The 20323-nt window shown below is 64.0% G+C and carries 19 protein-coding genes; 8 read left to right on the top strand and 11 right to left on the bottom strand.

Annotated elements, in window-relative coordinates:
* Window positions 1-50: 50 nt before the first annotated feature.
* Window positions 51-929 (top strand): proteasome-type protease, encoded by an 879-nt coding sequence (locus HBH1_RS04065; protein ID WP_006461773.1) that lies wholly within the window; start codon window positions 51-53, stop codon window positions 927-929.
* Window positions 930-1059: 130 nt separating this feature from the next.
* On the opposite strand, the gene purM is transcribed toward HBH1_RS04065, so the two are convergent.
* Complete coding sequence (gene purM / locus HBH1_RS04060) at window positions 1060-2103, bottom strand: phosphoribosylformylglycinamidine cyclo-ligase (protein WP_102661682.1); 1044 nt, start codon at window positions 2101-2103, stop codon at window positions 1060-1062.
* 104 nt (window positions 2104-2207) lie between these two features.
* On the opposite strand from purM, the gene HBH1_RS04055 reads away from it, so the two are divergent.
* The 5 genes from HBH1_RS04055 to folK all read left to right on the top strand — a co-directional run bounded on the left by HBH1_RS04055 (window position 2208) and on the right by folK (window position 6931).
* On the top strand, window positions 2208-3290 hold the full coding sequence (locus HBH1_RS04055) for an AI-2E family transporter (protein WP_077237421.1): 1083 nt from the start codon (window positions 2208-2210) through the stop codon (window positions 3288-3290).
* A 127-nt stretch (window positions 3291-3417) separates the two neighbouring features.
* Entirely contained in the window at window positions 3418-4134 is a 717-nt protein-coding gene (gene hda / locus HBH1_RS04050; protein ID WP_006461776.1) for a DnaA regulatory inactivator Hda, read from the top strand.
* A complete protein-coding gene (locus HBH1_RS04045; protein ID WP_006461777.1) occupies window positions 4131-4814 on the top strand; it encodes a histidinol-phosphatase in 684 nt (227 codons plus the stop codon). The genes hda and HBH1_RS04045 overlap by 4 nt, the downstream gene beginning before the upstream one ends.
* The gene (gene pcnB, locus HBH1_RS04040) at window positions 4811-6439 is read left to right on the top strand and encodes a polynucleotide adenylyltransferase PcnB (RefSeq protein WP_102661681.1); all 1629 of its coding nucleotides are present in this window, start codon (window positions 4811-4813) and stop codon (window positions 6437-6439) included. The genes HBH1_RS04045 and pcnB overlap by 4 nt, the downstream gene beginning before the upstream one ends.
* A gap of 6 nt (window positions 6440-6445) precedes the next feature.
* Window positions 6446-6931, top strand: a complete 486-nt coding sequence (gene folK, locus HBH1_RS04035) for a 2-amino-4-hydroxy-6-hydroxymethyldihydropteridine diphosphokinase (protein WP_102661680.1) — start codon at window positions 6446-6448, stop codon at window positions 6929-6931.
* A 27-nt stretch (window positions 6932-6958) separates the two neighbouring features.
* On the opposite strand, the gene HBH1_RS04030 is transcribed toward folK, so the two are convergent.
* From HBH1_RS04030 to HBH1_RS03990, 9 genes are all read right to left on the bottom strand, one after another.
* Complete coding sequence (locus tag HBH1_RS04030) at window positions 6959-8221, bottom strand: EAL domain-containing response regulator (RefSeq protein WP_102661679.1); 1263 nt, start codon at window positions 8219-8221, stop codon at window positions 6959-6961.
* The gene (locus tag HBH1_RS04025; protein ID WP_102661678.1) at window positions 8199-9383 is read right to left on the bottom strand and encodes a protein-glutamate methylesterase/protein-glutamine glutaminase; all 1185 of its coding nucleotides are present in this window, start codon (window positions 9381-9383) and stop codon (window positions 8199-8201) included. The genes HBH1_RS04030 and HBH1_RS04025 overlap by 23 nt, the downstream gene beginning before the upstream one ends.
* The gene (locus tag HBH1_RS04020; RefSeq protein WP_102661677.1) at window positions 9380-10255 is read right to left on the bottom strand and encodes a CheR family methyltransferase; all 876 of its coding nucleotides are present in this window, start codon (window positions 10253-10255) and stop codon (window positions 9380-9382) included. Before HBH1_RS04020 ends, HBH1_RS04025 begins: the two co-directional genes overlap by 4 nt.
* A 5-nt stretch (window positions 10256-10260) precedes the next feature.
* Window positions 10261-10836: a chemotaxis protein CheW gene (locus HBH1_RS04015; protein ID WP_077237428.1), complete on the bottom strand. Its 576-nt coding sequence runs from the start codon at window positions 10834-10836 to the stop codon at window positions 10261-10263.
* Between the two features lie 103 nt (window positions 10837-10939).
* Window positions 10940-12727 carry a methyl-accepting chemotaxis protein gene (locus HBH1_RS04010; protein ID WP_102661676.1) on the bottom strand — a complete coding sequence of 596 codons (1788 nt, stop codon included), beginning with the start codon at window positions 12725-12727 and terminating at the stop codon, window positions 10940-10942.
* A gap of 26 nt (window positions 12728-12753) precedes the next feature.
* Window positions 12754-14955, bottom strand: a complete 2202-nt coding sequence (locus HBH1_RS04005) for a chemotaxis protein CheA (RefSeq protein WP_102661675.1) — start codon at window positions 14953-14955, stop codon at window positions 12754-12756.
* Complete coding sequence (locus HBH1_RS04000; RefSeq protein ID WP_102661674.1) at window positions 14952-15287, bottom strand: STAS domain-containing protein; 336 nt, start codon at window positions 15285-15287, stop codon at window positions 14952-14954. The genes HBH1_RS04005 and HBH1_RS04000 overlap by 4 nt, the downstream gene beginning before the upstream one ends.
* Window positions 15288-15390: 103 nt before the next feature.
* Complete coding sequence (locus HBH1_RS03995) at window positions 15391-15759, bottom strand: response regulator (RefSeq protein WP_006461787.1); 369 nt, start codon at window positions 15757-15759, stop codon at window positions 15391-15393.
* Window positions 15760-15768: 9 nt separating this feature from the next.
* Window positions 15769-16959: a chemotaxis protein gene (locus HBH1_RS03990; RefSeq protein ID WP_233207507.1), complete on the bottom strand. Its 1191-nt coding sequence runs from the start codon at window positions 16957-16959 to the stop codon at window positions 15769-15771.
* 416 nt (window positions 16960-17375) lie between these two features.
* Between HBH1_RS03990 and HBH1_RS03985 the strand changes: the two genes are divergently transcribed.
* Window positions 17376-18017, top strand: coding sequence for a deoxynucleoside kinase (locus HBH1_RS03985; RefSeq protein ID WP_102661673.1), 642 nt, complete (start codon window positions 17376-17378; stop codon window positions 18015-18017).
* Window positions 18018-18024: 7 nt separating this feature from the next.
* On the top strand, window positions 18025-18852 hold the full coding sequence (panB, locus tag HBH1_RS03980; protein WP_102661672.1) for a 3-methyl-2-oxobutanoate hydroxymethyltransferase: 828 nt from the start codon (window positions 18025-18027) through the stop codon (window positions 18850-18852).
* Between the two features lie 109 nt (window positions 18853-18961).
* Here panB and dnaJ read toward each other — a convergent pair whose 3' ends face one another.
* Window positions 18962-20092: a molecular chaperone DnaJ gene (gene dnaJ, locus HBH1_RS03975; RefSeq protein ID WP_006461791.1), complete on the bottom strand. Its 1131-nt coding sequence runs from the start codon at window positions 20090-20092 to the stop codon at window positions 18962-18964.
* Window positions 20093-20323 lie beyond the last annotated feature (231 nt).

The raw sequence follows: 20323 nt of genomic DNA, 5'->3' as shown, positions 1-20323 counted from the left end.
GGCCTTACGGTAAAATCCGGCTTTACGTTTCCAAGTACCAAGATTCCATCATGACCTACTGCGTAGCCATGCGCCTCAACAGCGGCCTGGTGTTCCTGTCCGATTCTCGTACCAATGCGGGTGTCGATCATATCGGCACCTTCCGCAAGATGAGTGTTTACGAGAATCCGGGCGACCGCGTCATGGTCTTGATGACCGCCGGCAACCTGTCGATTTCGCAATCCATCCGCCAGATGCTGACCGAGCGCACCAATGCCGAGGGCCGCAGCATCTGGACTGCGACCTCCATGTACGAGGCGGCCCAGATCCTGGGCGACGCCATCCGCGCCGTGCATGACCGCGAAGCGGCCGAGCTCAACAAGTTCGGCATCGACTTTAACGTCAGCATCATCTTCGGCGGCCAGATCCGCGGCGAGCGCTGCCGCCTGTTCCAGATGTACTCGGCCGGCAACTTCATCGAGTCGCACGACGAGAACACCTATTTCCAGATCGGTGAATCCAAGTACGGCAAGCCCATCATCGATCGCGTGGTGACCCCGCAGACCTCACTGGACGAAGCTGCCAAGTGTGCGTTGATCTCCATGGATTCCACGCTGAAGTCCAACATCTCGGTGGGCCTGCCGCTGGATCTGCTGGTCTATGAGAGCGAAGACCTGGCCGTGACCCGTTTCGTCACCATCGACGAGCAGAACCAGTATTTCCAGATGATCCGCCGCAGCTGGGGTTCGCAGTTGCGACGCGTCTTCGAGGCCATCGACGACCCGGTCTGGGACGCCCTGCCGGAGGACACGCTCAATGTGCTCTCGACCGCCTCCGACATCAGCGAACCGGTGCGCGTGCCGCCGCCCAATGGCATGGCGCGCGGCGTACAGACGGGACCGCGACAGATCCTGGCGGAGCAGGATGGGGATGTGGGACAGGCGGGCTAGTCAAAATTTCCCGCGAGAAATCCGGTGCCATCCTAACAAGACAAGTCGCCACACATCGGGAAAGCCCCGCAAAAATGAAAAAGGCTGCATCAAAGCAGCCTTTTTCATTTTGCGAAACGATTTACACCATTCAACGCACGATGGTCTGCGCTTCACCCTCCGCGCGGGCGCGGATGGTACCGATGCGGTAGACGGTCTCGCCAGCGGCCTTCAGGTGGGCTTCGGCGACGTCCGCGTTTTCCTTGGAGACGATCACGGTCATGCCGATGCCGCAGTTGAAGACGCGGTGCATTTCTGCATCGGCCACGCCACCATGCTGCTGCAGCCAGGTGAACAGCGGCGGCATGGTCCAGGACTTGGCATCCAGTTCGGCGGTCAGGTGGTCCTGCAGTACGCGCGGGATGTTCTCGACCAGGCCGCCACCGGTGATGTGGACCATGCCCTTGACTTCCAGCTTTTCCATCAGCGACAGCAGGGGCTTGACGTAGATGCGGGTCGGGGCCATCAGCACGTCGGCCAGCTTGCGGCCGTGGAAATCGGCTTCCAGGTCCGGCTTGGCCACGTCCAGGATCTTGCGCACCAGCGAATAGCCGTTGGAGTGCGCGCCCGAGGAAGCCAGGCCCAGCACCACGTCGCCCGGGGCGATCTTGGTGCCGTCGATGATCTTGGATTTTTCCACCGCGCCGACGGCAAAGCCGGCCAGGTCGTATTCACCGTCCGGGTACATGCTGGGCATTTCGGCAGTTTCACCACCGATCAGGGCGCAACCGGCCTGTTCGCAGCCGGCGGCGATGCCCTTGATCACATCGGTGGCCGAAGGCACGTCCAGCTTGCCGCAGGCAAAGTAATCCAGGAAGAACAGCGGCTCGGCGCCCTGCACCAGGATGTCGTTGACGCTCATGGCCACCAGGTCGATACCGACCGTATCGTGACGATTCAGGTGGAAGGCCAGCTTGAGCTTGGTACCCACGCCGTCGGTCCCGGACACCAGCACCGGTTCCTTGAACTTCTTGCTGATCTCGAAGAGCGCACCGAAACCGCCAATGCCGCCCAGCACGCCTTCGCGGGTGGTGCGCTTGGCGAAAGGCTTGATCGCTTCGACCAGGGCGTCACCGGCATCGATATCGACGCCAGCGTCACGGTAGGAGAGGGAGACATTGGAAGGTGAAGTCATGATGAAATATTGCCAGTGAAGACGGTAAAATAGGGGATTCAGGGTGGAGAATGCCCTGCCAAAGCGTGATTTTAACAAAACCGACACTCCCGAACTCCGAATCCATGCCTTTTTCTTTGTCCGAAGAGCAAAAACAAAACCTGGCGTGGCTGATTGTCGGCATTTTGCTATTGTCCCTGCTGGTGGCGCTGGGGCCGATGCTGTCCCCTTTCGTCGCTGCCGGCATCCTCGGCTATGCACTCAACCCGGGCGTGGACTGGATCGCCAGCCGCCGGCTGGGCCCGGTGCGGGTGCCGCGCTTCGTGGGCGTGACCATCATGGTGTTGCTGCTGATCCTGGCCGGCCTGGCGCTAGTGCTGATCGTGGTGCCGCTGGTGCTGCGCCAGATTCCGTTGCTGCAGGCCCAGGTGCCGCCGCTGCTGGACAAGCTGAACGCCTTCCTCTCGCCGCGGCTGCACCAGCTGGGCATCGATGTGCGTCTGGACATGGCCGGCATCAAGGCCCTGCTCACGCAGCAGATCAGCACCAGCGGCGACGAACTGTGGAGTTCGGTGCTGGCCTCGGCCCGGGTGGGCGGCACGGCGTTGCTGGCGTGGCTGGCCAACCTGCTGTTCGTGCCGATGGTGTTGTTCTACCTGTTGCAGGACTGGCATCCCTTCCTCAAGCGGGTGCAGATCATGATTCCGCGCCGCTGGGCCGGTCGCGTCAATACCATGGCTGCCGAGGTCGATGGCCTGCTGGGACAGTATCTGCGCGGACAATTGCTGGTGATGCTGGTGCTGGCAGTCTATTATTCGGTTGCGCTCACGGTGGCAGGCTTCGACAGCGCGCTGCCGGTGGGCGTATTGACCGGCTTGCTGGTATTCATCCCCTACGTCGGTTTCGGCCTGGGGCTGGTGCTGGCGATCCTGGCGGCGATCCTGCAGTTCGATGGTGCCATCGGCCTGCTGTGGGTGGCCCTGATTTATGGCGTGGGACAGGTGCTGGAAAGCTTCATCCTCACGCCCAAGCTGGTGGGCGAGCGTATCGGCTTGCATCCGCTGGTCGTGATTTTCGCCCTGCTGGCCTTTGGCCAGCTGTTCGGCTTCGTCGGCGTGCTGCTGGCGCTGCCGGCCTCGGCCATTGTCTCGGTGATCGCCATGCATGTGCGGCGCGAGTACCTGGCCAGCAATTTTTACAACCGCTAGATAGAGTGTCCATGTCTTATCACAGCCTCCATGCAGGACCGGGAAGCTGCGCAGTGTCCGGCGCCGCGCGCCGACCTGCATTAACTTGCCGCAGCACAACTGCGGCACCCGTAGCTGATACACGCCGATGAAACAGATTCCGCTCGATTTGAGCGCGGACCAGCCGCAAAGCTTCGACAGCTTCGTGACCGGCCGCAACGCAGAACTGCTGGAGCGCTTGAAGCTGCTGGCCTCTGCCGGCGTGGGCAAATCCACCCATACCGGCAGTGCCAGCACCGATCGCTTCATCTATCTCTGGGCCGAAGCCGGGGCCGGCAAGAGCCACCTGCTGCACGCCCTGGCCACCAAGGCCGGCCAGGAAGGCAATCATGCCCGCCTGATCCACGCCGACTCGCCCGAGTCGGCCTTCGAATACAGCCCCCGCACCAGCCATTACCTGCTCGACGACGTGGACCAGTTGTTCGAGGAGCAGCAGATCGCTGCCTTCAACCTGTTCAACCAGATCCGCGAACAGGGTGGTTGCATGGTCTGCAGCGGCACCTTGCCCCCTACCCGTCTGGAGTTGCGCGAAGACCTGCGCACCCGCCTGGGCTGGGGCCTGATCTATCAGGTCCATGATCTCTCGGATGACGAGAAGATCGCCGCCCTGCTGCAGATCACGCTGGACCGCGGCCTGGAAATCCCCCCGGCCGTGATGATGTACATGCTCACCCACTACCGGCGCGACATGCCCTCGCTGTCGCGCATGCTCGACGCGCTGGACCGCTACTCGCTGGCCACCAAGCGCGCCATCACCCTCCCCTTGCTACGCGAACTGTTACAACAGGAATCCGGAGAACAATGAACCTCGCCCTTTTCGATCTCGACCATACCCTGCTGCCGCTCGACTCCGACCACGAGTGGGGCGAATTCATGGCGCGCATCGGCGCCGTGGATGCCGACAGCTTCCGGAAAGCCAATGACGAATGGTTCGCCCATTACCAGAACGGCACGCTGGACCCGGTGGCCTACCTGGAGTTCGCGCTGGGCAACCTGTCGCGCATCCCGCGCCAGCAACTCGACGAGATGCACCAGCAGTTCATGGAAGAAGTGGTCAAGCCGGCCATCCTGCCGCAAGCCGTGGCCCTGGTGAAGAAGCACCTGGACGCCGGCGACCTGGTGGCCATCGTCACCGCCACCAACCATTTCGTGACCAAGCCCATCGCCTCGCATTTCGGCGTGGAGCACCTCATCGCCGCCCTGCCGGAGCTGGACGCCCTGGGCAACCTCACCGGCAAGCTGCGCGGCACGCCGACCTTCGGCCCGGGCAAGATCGTCCATACCGAAGCCTGGCTGGACCAGCTGGGCCACACCCTGGACAAGTTCGAGCGCAGCTATTTCTATAGCGATTCGCAGAACGACATCCCCCTGCTGGAACGCGTCACCGACCCCATCGCCACCAACCCCAACGACAAGCTGCTGGCGCATGCCCAGTCCCGTGGCTGGCCGGTACTGAACCTCTTCGCCGACGGCCACGTGCAATGATCAAGAAACTGATTCGCTCCATCCTGGGCCGCGGCAAGGCTGCTGCAGCCGCAGAGAGCGCCGAACCGGTCAAGAAATCGCGGGCCAAGGCCGGCGCTGCGGGCGGCAAGATCGAACCCGACGTGCTCGGCCCCAAGCAGCATGGCATCGACCCGGCGCTGGTATCCCCCAATGCGGTTCGCGTGACGCAGACCCTGCAGGACGCCGGCTACAAGGCCTTCATCGTCGGCGGTGCAGTGCGCGACCTGCTGCTGGGCATCAAGCCCAAGGACTTCGACGTCGCCACCAACGCCACCCCGGAACAGGTCAAGCAACTGTTCCGGCGCGCCTTCATCATCGGCCGCCGTTTTCAGATCGTCCATGTCATGTTCGGTCAGGAACTGATCGAGGTCACCACCTTCCGTGGCGCCTCGGCCGAAGCTGCACCCAAGGATGAACATGGTCGCGTGCTGCGCGACAACACCTTCGGCGAACAACATGAAGACGCAACCCGACGCGACTTCACCATCAACGCCATGTACTACGATCCGGCCAGCCAGACGGTGCTGGATTATCACGGCGGCATCGCCGACATCCGCGATAAGAAGCTGCGCATCATCGGCGAGCCCGAAGCGCGCTATCGCGAAGACCCGGTGCGCATGCTGCGCGTGGTGCGCTTCGCGGCCAAGCTCAAGTTCAGCATCGACCCCGCCAGCAGCGCCCCCATCCGCGTGATGGCACCGCTGATCGACAACGTGCCGGCCGCACGCGTGTTCGACGAAATGCTGAAGCTGCTGATGAGCGGCCATGCCCTGGCCTGCCTGCAGCAACTGCGCAAGGAAGGCCTGCACCATGGCCTGCTGCCGCTGCTGGATGTGGTGCTGGAACAGCCCCTGGGAGAGAAATTCGTCAGCCTGGCGCTGGCCAATACCGACGCCCGCGTCAAGGAAGGCAAGGGCGTCTCTCCGGGCTTCCTGTTCGCCTCCCTGCTATGGCATCAGGTACTGGAGAAATGGCGCGCCTACCAGGCTGCCGGCGAATACCCGATTCCTGCACTGCACCTGGCCGCTGACGATGTGCTGGATGCCCAGACCGAGAAACTGGCGCTACAGCGCAAGATCGCCTCGGACATGCGTGACATCTGGGCCATGCAGCCACGCTTCGAGCGCCGCGTCGGCAAGGCTCCCTACAAGCTGCTGGAACACCTGCGCCTGCGCGCCGGTTTCGACTTCCTGCTGCTGCGCTGCCAATCCGGTGAACTCGATGCCGAACTGGGCGAATGGTGGGAAGCCTTCATCGCCGGCAACGCTGCGGAACGCGAAGAACTGATCGCCCGCAAGCCGGCCGATACTGCCAGCGGCAGTGCCGGCGCCGGCCCCAAGAAGCGCAAGCGGCGCGGTGGCCGCAGCCGCAGCAAGTCCGTCGGCGACAGCGGCGGCAATGATGGCGGTGACGAACAGCAGGCCGCGCCGGCAGAAGTGGCCGACGCGCCAGCCTGGAAGCCTGCCGCGGCGCCCGCCGAAGCCATTAGCGAAGCCGGCAGTGAAGGCAGCAGCGCCGAAGCGCCCAAGCGCCGTCGTCGCCGCAGCCGCACCAGTACCAGCGGCGCAGGCCCCGATGCAGCGCCCACCGGCGACGACCAGTAAGCCGGCATGAACCGGCCCGAGACCCTGGCCTGGATCGGCATAGGCGGCAATCTGGGCGACGCCCGGGCCACGGTCGAGCAGGCCATCGTGCGGCTCGCGGAATTGCCGCAGTCAAGCCTGATGCACAGCTCCTCGCTGTATCGCACCGCCCCCATCGACTCCAGCGGCGACGACTATGTCAATGCGGTGGTGCTGGTCAGCACCACCCTGCCCGCACTGGAGCTGCTGCACGCCTTGCAGGCGATCGAACTGCAGCACGGGCGCGAGCGGCCCTATCGCAACGCGCCGCGTACGCTCGATCTGGATGTACTGATGTATGGAAATGCCAGCATCGCCAGCGCGGAACTGACCGTCCCCCATCCGCGCATGGCAGAGCGCGCCTTCGTCCTGGCACCGATGCTGGAGATCGATGAAACAGTGGAGATTCCCGGACTGGGACCGGCCCGCCCGTTTCTGGATGCCATCACGGATCAGCCGGTCAGCAGGCTGTGAACCCGCCGCTGCGGCCTTGTCCGTCGCCTACGCGACCCCGCCCGTAGCCGCCCCGCGCCCCAGCGGTCGCAACTCGTGCAGGCGGCGATGATGTCCCTTCAGCCACAGCGACAACTCATTGGCCGGCATGGGCTTGCCGATCAGGTAGCCCTGTCCCAGGCTGCAACCGAAATCCTGCAGCAGGCGCCAGTCTTCCATGGTCTCCACACCTTCGGCGACGGTCACCAGTTCGAGGCGCTGCGCCATGTCCAGCGCGGATTGCAGGATCACGCGCAAGTTCTTGCGCTCATGCGCACCATGCACGAAGGAACGGTCGATCTTCAGTTCCGTGAAAGGGATGCGGGCCAGTTGCTGCATCGATGAGAAGCCGGTGCCGTAATCGTCAATCGACAGGCCGAAGCCCTTGAGCCGCAGACGCGCCAGCATGCCCAGGGAATTTCCCTTGTGCGCGACCACCGAGCTTTCGGTGATTTCCAGCACCACGTTCTCGGCCGGCAAGGCATGCTTGTCCACCAGTTCCAGGATGCGATGCAGGAAGTCGGGTTGCTCCAGCGACAGCGGCGACAGGTTCACCGCCACCTTGATCGCCAACCCCCGGCTATGCCACACCGCCGCCTGCGCCATGGCCTGGTCCATCATGCGGATGGTCAGGTCGTGGATCAGGCCGCACTGCTCGGCCAGGGGAATGAAACGGTCCGGCGGAACCATGCCGCGTTCCGGATGAATCCAGCGCGCCAGTGCCTCGACGCCCTTGAGGATGCCCGTCTGCACATCCACCTTGGGCTGGAAGTAAGGCAGCACCTGTCCACCCTCGAGTGCCACGCCCAGGTCGGTTTCGCACATCGAGGGCAAGGGATCGTCATGCGCATGCGCATCGCCGCCATGACGCCGGAAGCCTTGCAACGCGGCGCGCAACTGGCCGAGATTGAGTGGTTTCTGCAGCACGCCGATCAGGTTCATGCCCAGCGCATGGATCATGGTTTCCACCGACAGCAGCAAGGAAGTCTCGCGACTGGAGGCCACGATCAGCGGAATGTCGATGCCCTTCTGCTGCAATTGCTGGATCAGTTCGATGCCATCCATGCCCGGCATTTCCAGATCGATCACCACCAGCCCGGGAGGCAGCTTGAGCAGCGCCAGCAGATCCAGCGCTTCGTTGCCGTTACCGGCCTCGTAGATCAGATCGATGCCCAGCTCCTGCAGCAGCGACACGCTATGGCCGCGCTGCAAGGCACTGTCGTCGACGACCAGCGCGGATTCGATCAGCTCATTGAGATTCTCTAGAGGCATATTTTTCGATCACGGCAGAGATATTGTCGAGCGGGAGGACATCACCGACGCCTCCCATGTGTATCGCTTCTTTCGGCATGCCGAAGACCACACTGCTGGCCTCGTCCTGGGCGTAGGTCGCGGCGCCGCAATCGGCCATCTCCCGCATTCCCCGCGCTCCGTCGTCCCCCATGCCTGTCATGATGATGCCTACTGCATTGCTGCCGGCGGCCTTTGCCAACGAGCGGAACAGCACGTCCACCGATGGCTTGTGCCGGCTCACCAGCGGCCCTTCCAGGGTTTCCACATAGTACTGCAGGCCATCGCGCCGCACGACCAGGTGCTTGCCGCCCGGCGCGATCAGCACGCGCCCGGGCAGGATCACATCGAGATGCTCGGCTTCCTTGACCTCGGCTCCCGAAAGACGATGCAGCCGCTCGGCGAAGCTGCGCGTGAAACGCTGCGGCATGTGCTGCACCACCACGATGCCGGGACAACGCCGGTCCAGCCGGCCCAGCACCCGCTCCAGCGCCTGCGGTCCGCCGGTGGAAGCACCGATGGCGACGATGCGCGCCGTCGGTGGGCGGTAGCCGTCTTCCGGCCCTGGCGGGTTCAGTACGGCATCGGCGGTGTAGCGCTGCAAGCCCGAGGTCCAACCCGCATCATGCAGTATTTCGCGCGATGCTGCTTTGACCGGGCGCAGCCTGGACAGCTGCGGCACGGACCGTGTCGGCGCCGGTACCGGGGTGGCTACACCGTTGCGGCTGCCGGGTCCGGCCTGCATCGCGGTGCGGATGGCGCTGGCCAGTTCGACCACGGCCTCCTGCAGGAACTCGCGCACACCCAGTTGCGGCCTGGCAATGACGCTCACCGCGCCGGCCGCCAGTGCTTCGGCCGCGACCTGGCTGCTGTCGCCGGCCCGCGCGCTGCACATGATGACCGGCGTGGGTCGGGTGGCCATGATCTGGCGCAGGAAGGTGATGCCATCCATGCGCGGCATTTCGATATCCAGCAGGATCACGTCCGGCCACTCCTGATGCATCTTGCGCAAGGCAAACACCGGATCGGGCGCCGTGCCGATCACACGGATGTCGGCAGTCTGCGCCAGCAGTTGTTGCATCAACTGCCGTACCACCGAAGAGTCATCGATGACCATGACCCGGATTGCCGGCGGCGCATTCATTGCGGCCTGCGGTAGATGGAGGGTGAATGCATCAGCAGGTCCAGCTCCATACCGTGCAGGGATTCCGAATGCCCGACCACCAGATAACCGCCCGGGCGCAAGCGCGCAATCACGTCGCGCAATACCTTGAGCTTGGTCTCGCAATCGAAATAGATGATCACGTTGCGCAGGAAGATCAGGTCATACATGCCATCGTCATGGGCATGCAGTGCGGTCAGGTTGCGCTGGGCAAACTCGACCTTGGCGCGCAGGTCGGCCTGCACCAGGAACTGGCCCTCGTATTCACCGGTACCAAGCAGGCAATAGCGGCGCAGGTAAGGGCGCGGAATGTTCTGGCCGCGCGCCATCGGATACAGGGCGCGGCGCGCGAAACGCAGCACCCGCGTGCTGATGTCGGAGCCGAATACCGACCACGACGCCGTGGGCCGGTGATGGTCCAGCAGCATGGCCAGGGTATAGGCCTCTTCCCCGGTGGAACTGGCGGCGCTCCAGACGCGCAGGCTCTTGCGCTCGCTCCACAGCGGCAACAGTTCGTCGGCCAGGAAATCGAAATGCCCCTGCTCGCGGAAGAAGTAGGTCTCGTTGGTGGTGATGAGGTCGATGGCGCGCTGCCGCTCCTGGCCACCCTGCTCACTGCTGATGAGGGCATAGTACTGGCCCAGCTCGCGCAGGCCCAGCTCGTGCACGCGGTTGCTCAGGCGGCTTTGCAGCAGGGCCTTCTTCGATAGCGGCAGGTGCAGGCCGATATGCTTCTTGAACAACTGCTGGAACAGCTGCATGTCATGATCGCTGACCTCATCATCCAGTTGCAGACCCAGGCCTGCGCTGCCGCTCAGGTGGGTGATGCCGCCGGAACCGCCGATGCTGGCCATGGCCGCTACTCCCGCGTAGCCTGGACCGACAGCACCGGCACGCCGCCCAGCGCGTCGTCGGCGCTCATGCCCAGCAGGCTGGCCAGCTCATCGACCGACAACACGCGCTGCACGTCGAGCACCACCACGAAACGCTCGCTGACGTTGATCATGCCCTCGATGAAATCGGCCCGGATGCCGGCGCCAAAGGAGGGCCGTGGTTCGATGTGGTCCACGCCGATGCTCAGCACCGCGCTGACCGCGTCGACCATCACGCCCAGCAGCAGCATCTGCTCGTCCTGCACCAGTTCCATGATGATGATGCAGGTGCGCTTGGCCTCGACGGTGGGCGGGCGACCGAAACGCACCGACAGGTCGATCACCGGCACCACCGAGCCGCGCAGGTTGATCACCCCGCGCAGGAATTCCGGCATCAGCGGCACTTCGGTCAGGCCGCCGAATTCGATGATCTCGCGGATGTTGACGATGGGCATGGCAAAGCATTCCGCTCCGACCAGGAAGGTCAGGAACTGGCGGGTCTCGATGACTTCTTCCTGTTGCCGCTTGCGGGCCGATTCGCCGTTCAACGATACGCTGGGCATGGCCTGCTCTCCTGGCTGTGCCGGCGGGGGCCGGACCGGTTCACTGCGCGCTGCACGGGCGCTGAGGTGAGGATGGATGCAATCTTGCTCATGGCTTGCGACCTCAGAAACGCTTGAACGCGGACTCGTCCACGCCGGGCTCGTTCTCGTCCACATCCAGCATGAACAGCCGGCGCACCCGCTCGTGCTTCACACCAGGGGTGCGGGGCTCGCCGGGCTTGTCGCCACGCGGAGGCATCTTCTGCATCTCGCCCACGCGGAAGAAGCGCATCAGGTCCTGCAGATGGATGGCCTGGGCACTCATCTCTTCCGAGGTGGCCGACAGTTCTTCCGAGGCCGAGGCCGTCATCTGCGTCGTTTGCGCCATCTGGTGCACGGCGTTGTTGATCTGTTCCAGACCGGTGGATTGCTCGGCCGAGGCCGCAGCGATCTCCTGCACCAGGTCGGCGGTCTTGCGGATCGATGGCACCATCTGGTTGAGCAGGCCGCCAGCCTTTTCGGCCAGGCCGACGCTGTTCTCGGCCACGGCAATGATTTCCTGGGCGGCGGTCTGAGAGCGCTCGGCCAGCTTGCGCACTTCGGCGGCGACCACGGCAAAGCCCTTGCCATGCTCGCCGGCGCGTGCCGCTTCGATGGCCGCATTCAGGGCCAGCAGGTTGGTCTGGTAGGCGATGTCGTCGATGATGCCGATCTTGCTGGCGATCTGCTTCATCGCGGCCACCGTTTCGCGCACCGCTTCGCCGCCTTCGGTGGCGGCATTGGCCGAGAGGCTGGCGATGCCATCGGTGGTACGGGCGTTGTCGGCGTTCTGGGCGATGGTGGCGGTGATCTCTTCCACCGAGGCACTGGTTTCCTCGACGTTGGCGGCCTGTTGCGAAGCATTGTGCGACAGCGCCTGGGAAGACGATGAAATCTGCTCCGATGCCGAGGCCAATGCGCCGGCCGTACCACTGACATCGCCGATGACGTCGGTCCACTTGGTGACCATCTGTTGCGTGCTGTAGAGCACGCTCACCTTGTCGCGCTTGCGCAGCGGCACGGTCACGGTGAGGTCGCCCTCGGCCACCCGGCGCAGCACGCTCATGGCGTCGCGCGGTTCGCCCCCGATCTGGGAACGGATGGTGCGATAGGCAAACCCCAGGCAGGCGAACAGCACCACCACCGAGGCAGTGAGCAGCCAGAAGATCTTCTGTTCCAGTTCCGCGTAGTCGGTACCGGCCTTGACCACCCGGGCCTGGGTGCGCTCATCGACCAGGCGCAGGAAATCATTGACCGGGCTCATCACCTTGCCGAACAGGGTGCGATAGGTCTGGTCGAACACCAGCTCCTGTGCCATGGCCTGGTTGGGCGCACCCACCACACTGTACTTGCCTTCGCCATCGTCGAACTCGCCCTTGACGGCGTGGAAGGCGGTGATCTCGATGCGCGACAGCTGGTCGGCCAGTTTCAGCGCTTCCTGCATCTTGGCCAATTCCTGTTCGGTGAAGCCGGAGCGCTGCATCAGCTCGGACAGCGGCACCGCCTGGGCACCCGCTTCCAGCGGAAGCTTGCGGGCGCTCACCAGGTCCCAGTTGAAGCGGTCATAGTTGGCAGGACGAGGACGCTTGCCGTTACGGATGTCCAGGATCATGTAGTAACGATCTTCGTCGTTGGGATCGCCCGTGGTCACATAGGCACGCGCGAACTTGGTCATGTCCTCGGTGGTCCGGCGCAGCTCATTGGCCAGCGCAGCCGACGAATAGCGCGACTGGTGGGCATGCTCCAGGGCCGTGTTGGCCTGCCTGAGGGTATCGGTGAGACTGATCACCACCGCCACCAGGATGGACAGCACCACTGCCAGCCAGATGAAGATCTGCTTGATGCTCATTCTGTTGGTCATCGATTCTTGCATGCTCGCGTCCCCTTGTGCTGCACTCGTCATTGCGCGGACGTCACGCCGCGTTCGGCGTAGACCGCCGTATTGCCTTGTTCCTGCTGCTGGGTGTGATGGACCAGGTGCGGGATGTCCAGGATCAGCGCCACCCGGCCGTCACCGAGGATGGTCGATCCCGACAGTCCCTTGACCTTGCCGAACAGCCTGCCCAGCGGCTTGATCACCGCCTGGCATTCGCCGAGCAAACCATCGACCAGCAAACCTGCGCGCAACTGGCCGTATTGCACGATCACCAGGCTCTTGCGCGCACGGCCCTGCTGGCGTTGCGGCAGGTCGAACAGCTCGCGCAGCGGGACAAAGGGCAAGGGTTCGTCGCGCACCGCCACGATGTGGCTGCCGCTCTGGTGCGGCGGCATGTCGATGCATTCCACCACCATGTCCAGCGGGATCACGAAGACTGCATTGCCCACCACCACCTGGAATCCGGAGATGATGGCCAGCGTCAGCGGCAGGCGGATGCGCACCACGGTGCCGCGCCCGCCCTCGGTATCGATGGAGACTTCACCATGCAAGGCCTCGATATTGCGCTTGACCACATCCATGCCGACCCCGCGTCCCGACAATTCGGTCAGCTGCCGGGCCGTGGAAAAACCGGGCTCGAAGACGAAGCGATAGATGTCGGCATCACTGAGGTCTTCTTCGCCGGTGGTCAAGCCCTGTGCCACGGCCTTTTCCAGGATGCGGTCGCGATCCATGCCGCGACCATCATCCATGACTTCGATCAGCACGCTGCCCGATTCGTGGGTGGCATTCAGGCGCAGGGTGGCCCTGGGTGGTTTGCCGGCGGCGAGGCGCTCGTTGGCCGGTTCGATACCGTGGTCGATGGCATTGCGCACGATGTGCATCAGCGGATCGGCCAGCCGCTCGACCATGGATTTGTCCAGCTCGGTATCGGCGCCGGTCATGATGAGGTCGATGTCCTTGTCGAGGTCGCGCGCAATGTCGCGCACGATGCGCGGGAAGCGCTGGAACACTTCATTGATCTGCACCATGCGCAAGGTCAGCGCGGCATCGCGGATCTGTTCCATCAGGCCGTCGATGGCCTGGGTCGCTTCCTCGAACTGGCTATCCTTGCGGCGCCGCGCAATCAGCCGTGCACTGGCGCCGGCAATCACCAGTTCGCCCACCAGGTCGATCAGTTGATCAAGCTTGGACACTTCGATCTTGATGAACTTCTGCTCTTGCGCACGACGTTCGTCCAGCAGGCGCGGTCGCTGGCGCGTATCGGGCGCGGCCACCGGCACCACCGGTGCGGCGGCCTCGTCGACCGTGGCCGCGCCCAGGCAGCGCCATTGCGTTTCATTGAACAGTCCGTGGTGGCGCCAGAGACCGGCCAGACGCGCCGCATCCTCACGCGCCAGGCGTTGCAGCACGGTGGCGTAGTCAGCCAGCACGCTATGTGGGGACAGGATATCGATGCGACTGTCGTCACGCACGAACTCGAAGACATCCTCCAGCGTCTGGCGGGAAGAGCCGGAGGCAAAACAGATTTCCACGCCCAGGTAGCAGCTTTCGGCATCCATGCTGGCGGCATCGGGGATGCCGCTTTCCACCGGCAGGATGGCGACGATACGGCCGAGCGAGCGCAGATAATGCAGGAAGGACAGGGGGTCGAGGCCATCACGCAGCACGTTCTCGTTGAACTGCAGCGACAGATGCCAGTAGGGATAGTCGGCCGGGGCCTGGGCAGTGAGGTCGTCGATCGCCCCCAGGCCCTCCCGCTGGCCCGCCACCGCGTCGCCTGCTGCGGCAGGCTGACCGGCGCCGGCTGCCTCGGCTGCATCGGCCGTGCTTGCAGTCAGCGCCACCAGGGCCAGCTCGGCCAGCAGCGCCATGCGCCGCTCGGCATTGGGTTCCTCGGCTTCCTGGCCGCGTTCGATGGCATCGACCAGTTCACCGATGTAATCGCCACACTGCAGCAACAAGGACATCAGGTGGCCATTCAGAGGCAGGCGATCCTGGCGCACCAGGTCCAGCAAGTGCTCCACCTGGTGCGTGAACTGGACGATGCTGTCGAAGGCGAACAGCCCGGCCGATCCCTTGATGGTATGGGCGGCACGGAAGATGGCGTTGATGCACTCGCGGGTCGGCCCTTCCATCTCGATCTGCAGCAATGCGGCCTCCATCGCCACCAGCAGTTCGCGGGCTTCCTGTACCACGGCGTCGCGGGCGGAATCCTTTTTCATGCGTCCTCCCCTGCCGGCAGGAGCAGGGCATCGGCAGGACTGAAGCGCTCATGCAGCTGCAGCAGGTCCAGCGCCGCCACCACCGCCGGACTGTAGGCGCCGATCTCCAGCTGGCGGCCCCGCTCAGCCAGTTCGCGTCGCAGCAGCAACAGCAACTGGATGCCCGCGGTGTCGATCTCGTCCACTCCGGCCAGGTCCAGCACCACGCGTGGCTGCACCATCGTCAATGCGTGCAGCAGCTCCGGCTTGCGCTCGGCCGCCTGGAAAATGCTCAGTCCGCCGCTCACGGTGAGCAGCAGGCTGTCCTCTTGCACGGAGTACGTCAGTGGCATGTGGTGGGTCTCGGCTTTCTATCGGTCTTCTATCGGTCGCTTGGTGTCGGTCCGTGGCTATCGTTCGGCGGTTCGGCGGTTCGGCGGTTCGGCGGTTCGGCGTTCAGGGTTGTACCAGCTTGGCCACCGCATCCAGCAGCACCGGCGGCTGGAAGGGCTTGTGCACCCAGGCGCGGATGCCGGCAGCCTTGCCTTCCTGCTTGCGCGCTTCGCTGCTCTCGGTGGTCAGCATGATGACGGGGGTGAACTTGTAGGCGGGCATCTGCTTCATCTCGCGCACGAAGGACAGGCCGTCGAGGTTGGGCATGTTGAGGTCGGAGATGACCAGGTTGAACTTGCGGCCGTCCAGTTTCTTCAGGGCTTCGCGCCCGTCAGCGGCCTCTTCCACGTGGTAGCCGGCACTCCTCAAGGCGGCCGAGATGGTCTGCCGCAGGCTGAAGGAATCGTCGACGATCAAAATGCTTTTTTCCATCTCGGTTCCTCAGAAGAAATCCACTTGGGACGGCGGTGCGGGATGGCCCTGCTGGCCGGCATGTATCTGGCGCTGTTCCTGCGTGGTATAGGTCTTTTCGAGATCGGCCAGCCATTGCTGGGGGGAAGGCAGCGCGTCCTGGCCGGGCTCGGCGGCACCTCGCAGGCGGCCGATATCCTGTTGTACGTGGTCCAGGATCTGGCTGATGCGGTCCTGGAATTGCAGGTGGACCAGGATGTCGCAGACTTCGCGATCGACTTCGCGGCCTTCGTCTTCCAGTTCCTCCACGGTGGTGGTCAGCTTCATGGCGGACTGGCGGAAGTCGGCGATGATCTGGTCGATCACGGCCCGCGAGTTTTCCACGATCTCGCTGGCGCCGGCGGCCATCTCGCCGGTGCTGCCAATGGCAGCCAGGATCTGCTGGCGGGCACCCTTGGCGCGGGCGGCGATCTGCCGACTGTTCTCGGCCGAACGCTCGGCCAGTTCCTGCCAGCTCTGAGCATCGCTCAGGAGATCGGTCACGCCGGTCTGGCCGGCCAGTTGTTCGTTCTGCTGGGCCAGACGGCGGATGTCGTCATTGGCGGCCATGAGTGCGTCGAAGCGGGTCGCCAGCACCTGGCGGGCGGCCTGCATGCCTTCCAGCGCCGAGGCGATGATGCCCAGTTGCTCGGCGGCATCCTGGATGGTCTGCAGGATGTCGCCGTTGGCCGCACGGCTGGCGGGGTCCAGCGTGCCACCAAGGCGCTCGTGGATGCCGACGAAACGGGCCGTGAGACTATCAATGGCCGACTGGGTCTGTGCACGTGCCAGCTGGACATTGCCTTGCCACACCGGCAGCACTTCGCGCAGCAGGTCGGCCAGCGGGTGGGCCTGAGTGGCGCTGGAGGTGGACGCCCATGCCGGCTCCAGGACGGGTTCCAATGCGGGCGCCAGGGTTGGCTCTACCGCGCCTGCTCCCGAATCGTGGGCGCTCGCTGCGTCGGGGGCCTCGTGCGCCTCGGGGGCCTCGGGGGTCTCGACCACGGCGGTCCGCGGGACGTCCGCGGCAGCGGGTGCCGGCAGGCAAGTCAGATAGAACGCACCGCCGATCAGGAGGCCGACCAGCAAGCCCAGCCACCAGTGCTGGGCCAGCATCATGAATAGCAGCAGATTGACCAGGCACAGCACTGGCAAGATATTGCGAAGCGATTTCAAAGCCATGATCCCGATGTGTTGTTCTCAGCTTGGGTCAATGCGCGTGGCGCCACGGGCACACCATGCGCTTGACGGCGTTTACGGCAGGTATTGGCCGAACTTGGGGCAACAGACCGCTGCACCGCCTGTTGCACGCTGCCAGGACACCGTCTGTTCGGCAGGCCGCCCTGCAGCGAACCCGGCACTAATCTCCCACCGGGTTGGTCTATCCTGCGCGCACCAACCCACAGCCTATTGTGCTGGTTGCCCGAGTGTCGCCTTTCGTCGAATAAAGGCCAATTTCCGTTTGAGTTGTCGACGCAGTGGATGGGCGAACGGAAATTATTGCAATAGTTACAATAAAACCAAGCTTCCGCGGGTGTCGCCCGCCGGGAGAAATCAACTACAATGCCGCACCCGGCGTGCCGGGGGAAAGAGGACGCATGGAACTGGAAAGCTATCGCTACATTGCAATCGACGGGCCGATCGGCGCCGGCAAGACTTCCCTGGCCAAACGCCTGGCCAGCTTGTGGGACGCCCAGGTGGTGCTGGAACAGCCGGAGGAGAATCCCTTCCTGGCCGACTTCTACCGCAATGCCGGCCAGCATGCCTTCCAGACCCAGGTGTTCTTCCTGTTGCAGCGGATCCGACAGTTGCAGGCGCCGCTCGATCCGGCGCTGCTGGAGGGGCGCTTCGTCGCCGATTTCATGCTGGAAAAGGACATGCTCTTCGCCGGGCTGACCCTGGCCGGCGAAGAACTGGCGCTCTATGAAACCTTGTACCTGCAGCTGCGCCCGCAGGCGCGGCTGCCGGACCTGGTGATCCATCTGCAGGCCGCGCCCGAGATATTGCAGGCGCGCATTGCCGAGCGCGGCGTGGCCATGGAAGAAGGCATTTCGCTCGATTATCTGCAACGGCTTTCCGAGTGCTACAGTCAGTTTTTCTATCATTACGAAGGGGCGCCGGTATTGACCGTCAATACCGAGCACCTGGATCCGGCGCACAACGACGCCGATCTGCGCACGCTGCTGCAGCACATCGAAGAGATGCGCGGCAAGCGCGCCTTTCTCAATCAAGGAGGTTGAATTTCCCATGGCAGGCTATCTTCAGGAATCCGGCGCGGCGCGCGCCAAGCCGGTGACGACCCACACCCTGCAGGCCATGCGCGCCAAGGGCGACAAGATCAGCATGCTGACCTGTTACGACGCCAGCTTTGCGACGCTGATGGAGCGCGCCGGGCTGGAGACGGTATTGATCGGTGACTCGCTGGGCATGGTCTGCCAGGGTCATGATTCGACCCTGCCGGTGAGCATCCAGGACGTGGCCTACCACACCGCTGCCGTGGCGCGCGGCAGCCACACCATGCTGATCATCGCCGACCTGCCCTTCGGCACCTATCCGACCCGTGAAGAAGCCTTCCGCAACGCCGCCCTGCTGATGCAGGCGGGGGCGCAGATGGTCAAGCTGGAAGGCGGTGTATGGCTGGCGGACACGATCAAATTCCTGACCGAGCGCGGCATCCCGGTCTGCGCCCATATCGGCCTGACGCCGCAGTCGGTGCACCAGCTGGGCGGCTTCAAGGTGCAAGGCAAGACCAGCGATGGCGCTACGCAATTGCACGCCGATGCACTGGCCGTGCAGCAGGCGGGGGCGTCGCTGGTGGTGATCGAGGCGGTACCGGCAACGCTGGGCAAGGAAGTGACCGACCGCCTGGCCATTCCCACCATCGGCATCGGCGCCGGCCCGGACTGCTCCGGCCAGGTGCTGGTGATGCATGACATGCTGGGCGTCTTCCCGGGGCACAAGAGCCGCTTCGTGCGCAACTTCATGGACGGCGCCGGCAGCATCGAGCAGGCCGTGCGCGCCTATGTGGCCGCGGTCAAGGACGGCAGCTTCCCGGCACTGGAGCATTGCTTCTGAGACTGCCTGAGGCATCGACCGCCTGCAGCATGACTTAGGCGGACAGCAAAACGGCCAGCGATCTGCTGGCCGTTTTGCTTTGCTACTGTCGCGCGAAGGAGCTCCGGTCTTACTCGAAGAATTCCTTGACCTTGTCCTTCCAGGTCTTGGTCTGCGGGCTGTGCTTGGCGCCGCCTTCGGTGGTCAGCTGCTCGAACTCGCGCAGCAGTTCCTTCTGGCGTTCGGTCAGCTTGACCGGCGTTTCCACCACGACGTGGCAGAACAGGTCGCCGGCATAACCGGAGCGCACACCCTTGATCCCCTTGCCGCGCAGACGGAAGGTCTTGCCGCTCTGGGTTCCTTCGGGAATGGAGAAGGACGCCTTGCCGTTCAGGGTCGGGGCTTCGATCTCGCCGCCCAGCGCTGCCTTGGCAAAGGAGATCGGCATTTCGCAATGCAGGTCGTCGCCATCGCGCTGGAACACATCATGCGGCTTGATGTGGATTTCCACATACAGGTCACCCGGAGGACCGCCGTTGACACCCGGCTCGCCGTTGCCGGAGGAGCGGATGCGCATGCCGTCGTCGATGCCTTCGGGAATCTTCACCTCCAGCGTCTTGTTGCGCTTGATGCGACCGGCACCGGCGCAGGTGGGGCAAGGTTCAGGAATGATCTTGCCGCTGCCGTGGCACTTGGGGCAGGTCTGCTGGATGCTGAAGAAGCCCTGCTGCATGCGCACCTGGCCATGACCGCCGCAGGTGGTGCAGGTGACCGGCGAGGTGCCGGGCTTGGCGCCGCTGCCGTGGCAGGTGTCGCACTGGTCCCAGGAGGGCACGCGGATGGTGGTATCGAAACCGTGGGCCGCCTGCTCCAGGGTGATTTCCAGGTTGTAGCGCAGGTCGGCGCCACGATAGACCTGCGGGCCAGAATTGCGCCCGCCACGTCCGCCGCCGCCACCGAAGATGTCGCCGAAGATATCGCCGAAGGCGTCGGCAAAGCCGCCCGCGCCGGCACCGCCGCCGGCTCCCATGTTGGGATCGACACCGGCGTGTCCGTAGCGGTCGTAGGCCTCGCGCTTCTGCGGGTCCGACAGCATCTCGTAGGCTTCCTTGACCTCCTTGAACTTGTCTTCCGCGCCCTTGCTGTCGGGGTTGCGGTCAGGATGGTACTTCATCGCCAGCTTGCGATAAGCCTTCTTGATTTCGTCGTCGCTGGCGTTCTTCGCCAGTCCGAGCACTTCGTAAAAATCGCGTTTTGCCATGTTGTATAACCCACCTTGTTATTGTGTTCCGTCGCTGCTGCGAAGGCCTGCACTGCGGCCGCCCTTGCGCGACCGGAAACCAACAATGTGAAAAAGCCGAGTTCAGCTTTTGACTGCGGACTCGGCGTACCGGCCTGGCCGATCAGACAACCCGGCCGGGTGGATGCTGCTGGAGCTGATTTCCTAAAAATCCGCCCGGGCTGCGGAAAAACCGCACCCGGGCGCGAGCGC

The sequence above is a fragment of the Herbaspirillum sp. BH-1 genome (assembly GCF_002870055.1).
Classification (GTDB): domain Bacteria; phylum Pseudomonadota; class Gammaproteobacteria; order Burkholderiales; family Burkholderiaceae_D; genus Herbaspirillum; species Herbaspirillum frisingense.
The sequence above is the reverse complement of the archived record's forward strand: the minus strand, read 5'-3'. Positions and strand labels throughout refer to the sequence as shown.

What these genes read in the sequence shown, in the direction of transcription:
- HBH1_RS04025 (WP_102661678.1), bottom strand. Translation starts at nt 9,383, where the DNA reads ATGAATGCGCCGCCGGCAATCCGGGTCATGGTCATCGATGACTCTTCG.
- panB (WP_102661672.1), top strand. Translation starts at nt 18,025, where the DNA reads ATGGCAGGCTATCTTCAGGAATCCGGCGCGGCGCGCGCCAAGCCGGTG.
- HBH1_RS04005 (WP_102661675.1), bottom strand. Translation starts at nt 14,955, where the DNA reads ATGAAAAAGGATTCCGCCCGCGACGCCGTGGTACAGGAAGCCCGCGAA.
- HBH1_RS03995 (WP_006461787.1), bottom strand. Translation starts at nt 15,759, where the DNA reads ATGGAAAAAAGCATTTTGATCGTCGACGATTCCTTCAGCCTGCGGCAG.
- folK (WP_102661680.1), top strand. Translation starts at nt 6,446, where the DNA reads ATGAACCGGCCCGAGACCCTGGCCTGGATCGGCATAGGCGGCAATCTG.
- HBH1_RS04055 (WP_077237421.1), top strand. Translation starts at nt 2,208, where the DNA reads ATGCCTTTTTCTTTGTCCGAAGAGCAAAAACAAAACCTGGCGTGGCTG.
- dnaJ (WP_006461791.1), bottom strand. Translation starts at nt 20,092, where the DNA reads ATGGCAAAACGCGATTTTTACGAAGTGCTCGGACTGGCGAAGAACGCC.
- purM (WP_102661682.1), bottom strand. Translation starts at nt 2,103, where the DNA reads ATGACTTCACCTTCCAATGTCTCCCTCTCCTACCGTGACGCTGGCGTC.
- HBH1_RS04045 (WP_006461777.1), top strand. Translation starts at nt 4,131, where the DNA reads ATGAACCTCGCCCTTTTCGATCTCGACCATACCCTGCTGCCGCTCGAC.
- pcnB (WP_102661681.1), top strand. Translation starts at nt 4,811, where the DNA reads ATGATCAAGAAACTGATTCGCTCCATCCTGGGCCGCGGCAAGGCTGCT.
- HBH1_RS04015 (WP_077237428.1), bottom strand. Translation starts at nt 10,836, where the DNA reads ATGCCCAGCGTATCGTTGAACGGCGAATCGGCCCGCAAGCGGCAACAG.
- HBH1_RS04010 (WP_102661676.1), bottom strand. Translation starts at nt 12,727, where the DNA reads ATGCAAGAATCGATGACCAACAGAATGAGCATCAAGCAGATCTTCATC.
- hda (WP_006461776.1), top strand. Translation starts at nt 3,418, where the DNA reads ATGAAACAGATTCCGCTCGATTTGAGCGCGGACCAGCCGCAAAGCTTC.
- HBH1_RS03990 (WP_233207507.1), bottom strand. Translation starts at nt 16,959, where the DNA reads ATGGCTTTGAAATCGCTTCGCAATATCTTGCCAGTGCTGTGCCTGGTC.
- HBH1_RS04000 (WP_102661674.1), bottom strand. Translation starts at nt 15,287, where the DNA reads ATGCCACTGACGTACTCCGTGCAAGAGGACAGCCTGCTGCTCACCGTG.
- HBH1_RS04030 (WP_102661679.1), bottom strand. Translation starts at nt 8,221, where the DNA reads ATGCCTCTAGAGAATCTCAATGAGCTGATCGAATCCGCGCTGGTCGTC.
- HBH1_RS04020 (WP_102661677.1), bottom strand. Translation starts at nt 10,255, where the DNA reads ATGGCCAGCATCGGCGGTTCCGGCGGCATCACCCACCTGAGCGGCAGC.
- HBH1_RS03985 (WP_102661673.1), top strand. Translation starts at nt 17,376, where the DNA reads ATGGAACTGGAAAGCTATCGCTACATTGCAATCGACGGGCCGATCGGC.
- HBH1_RS04065 (WP_006461773.1), top strand. Translation starts at nt 51, where the DNA reads ATGACCTACTGCGTAGCCATGCGCCTCAACAGCGGCCTGGTGTTCCTG.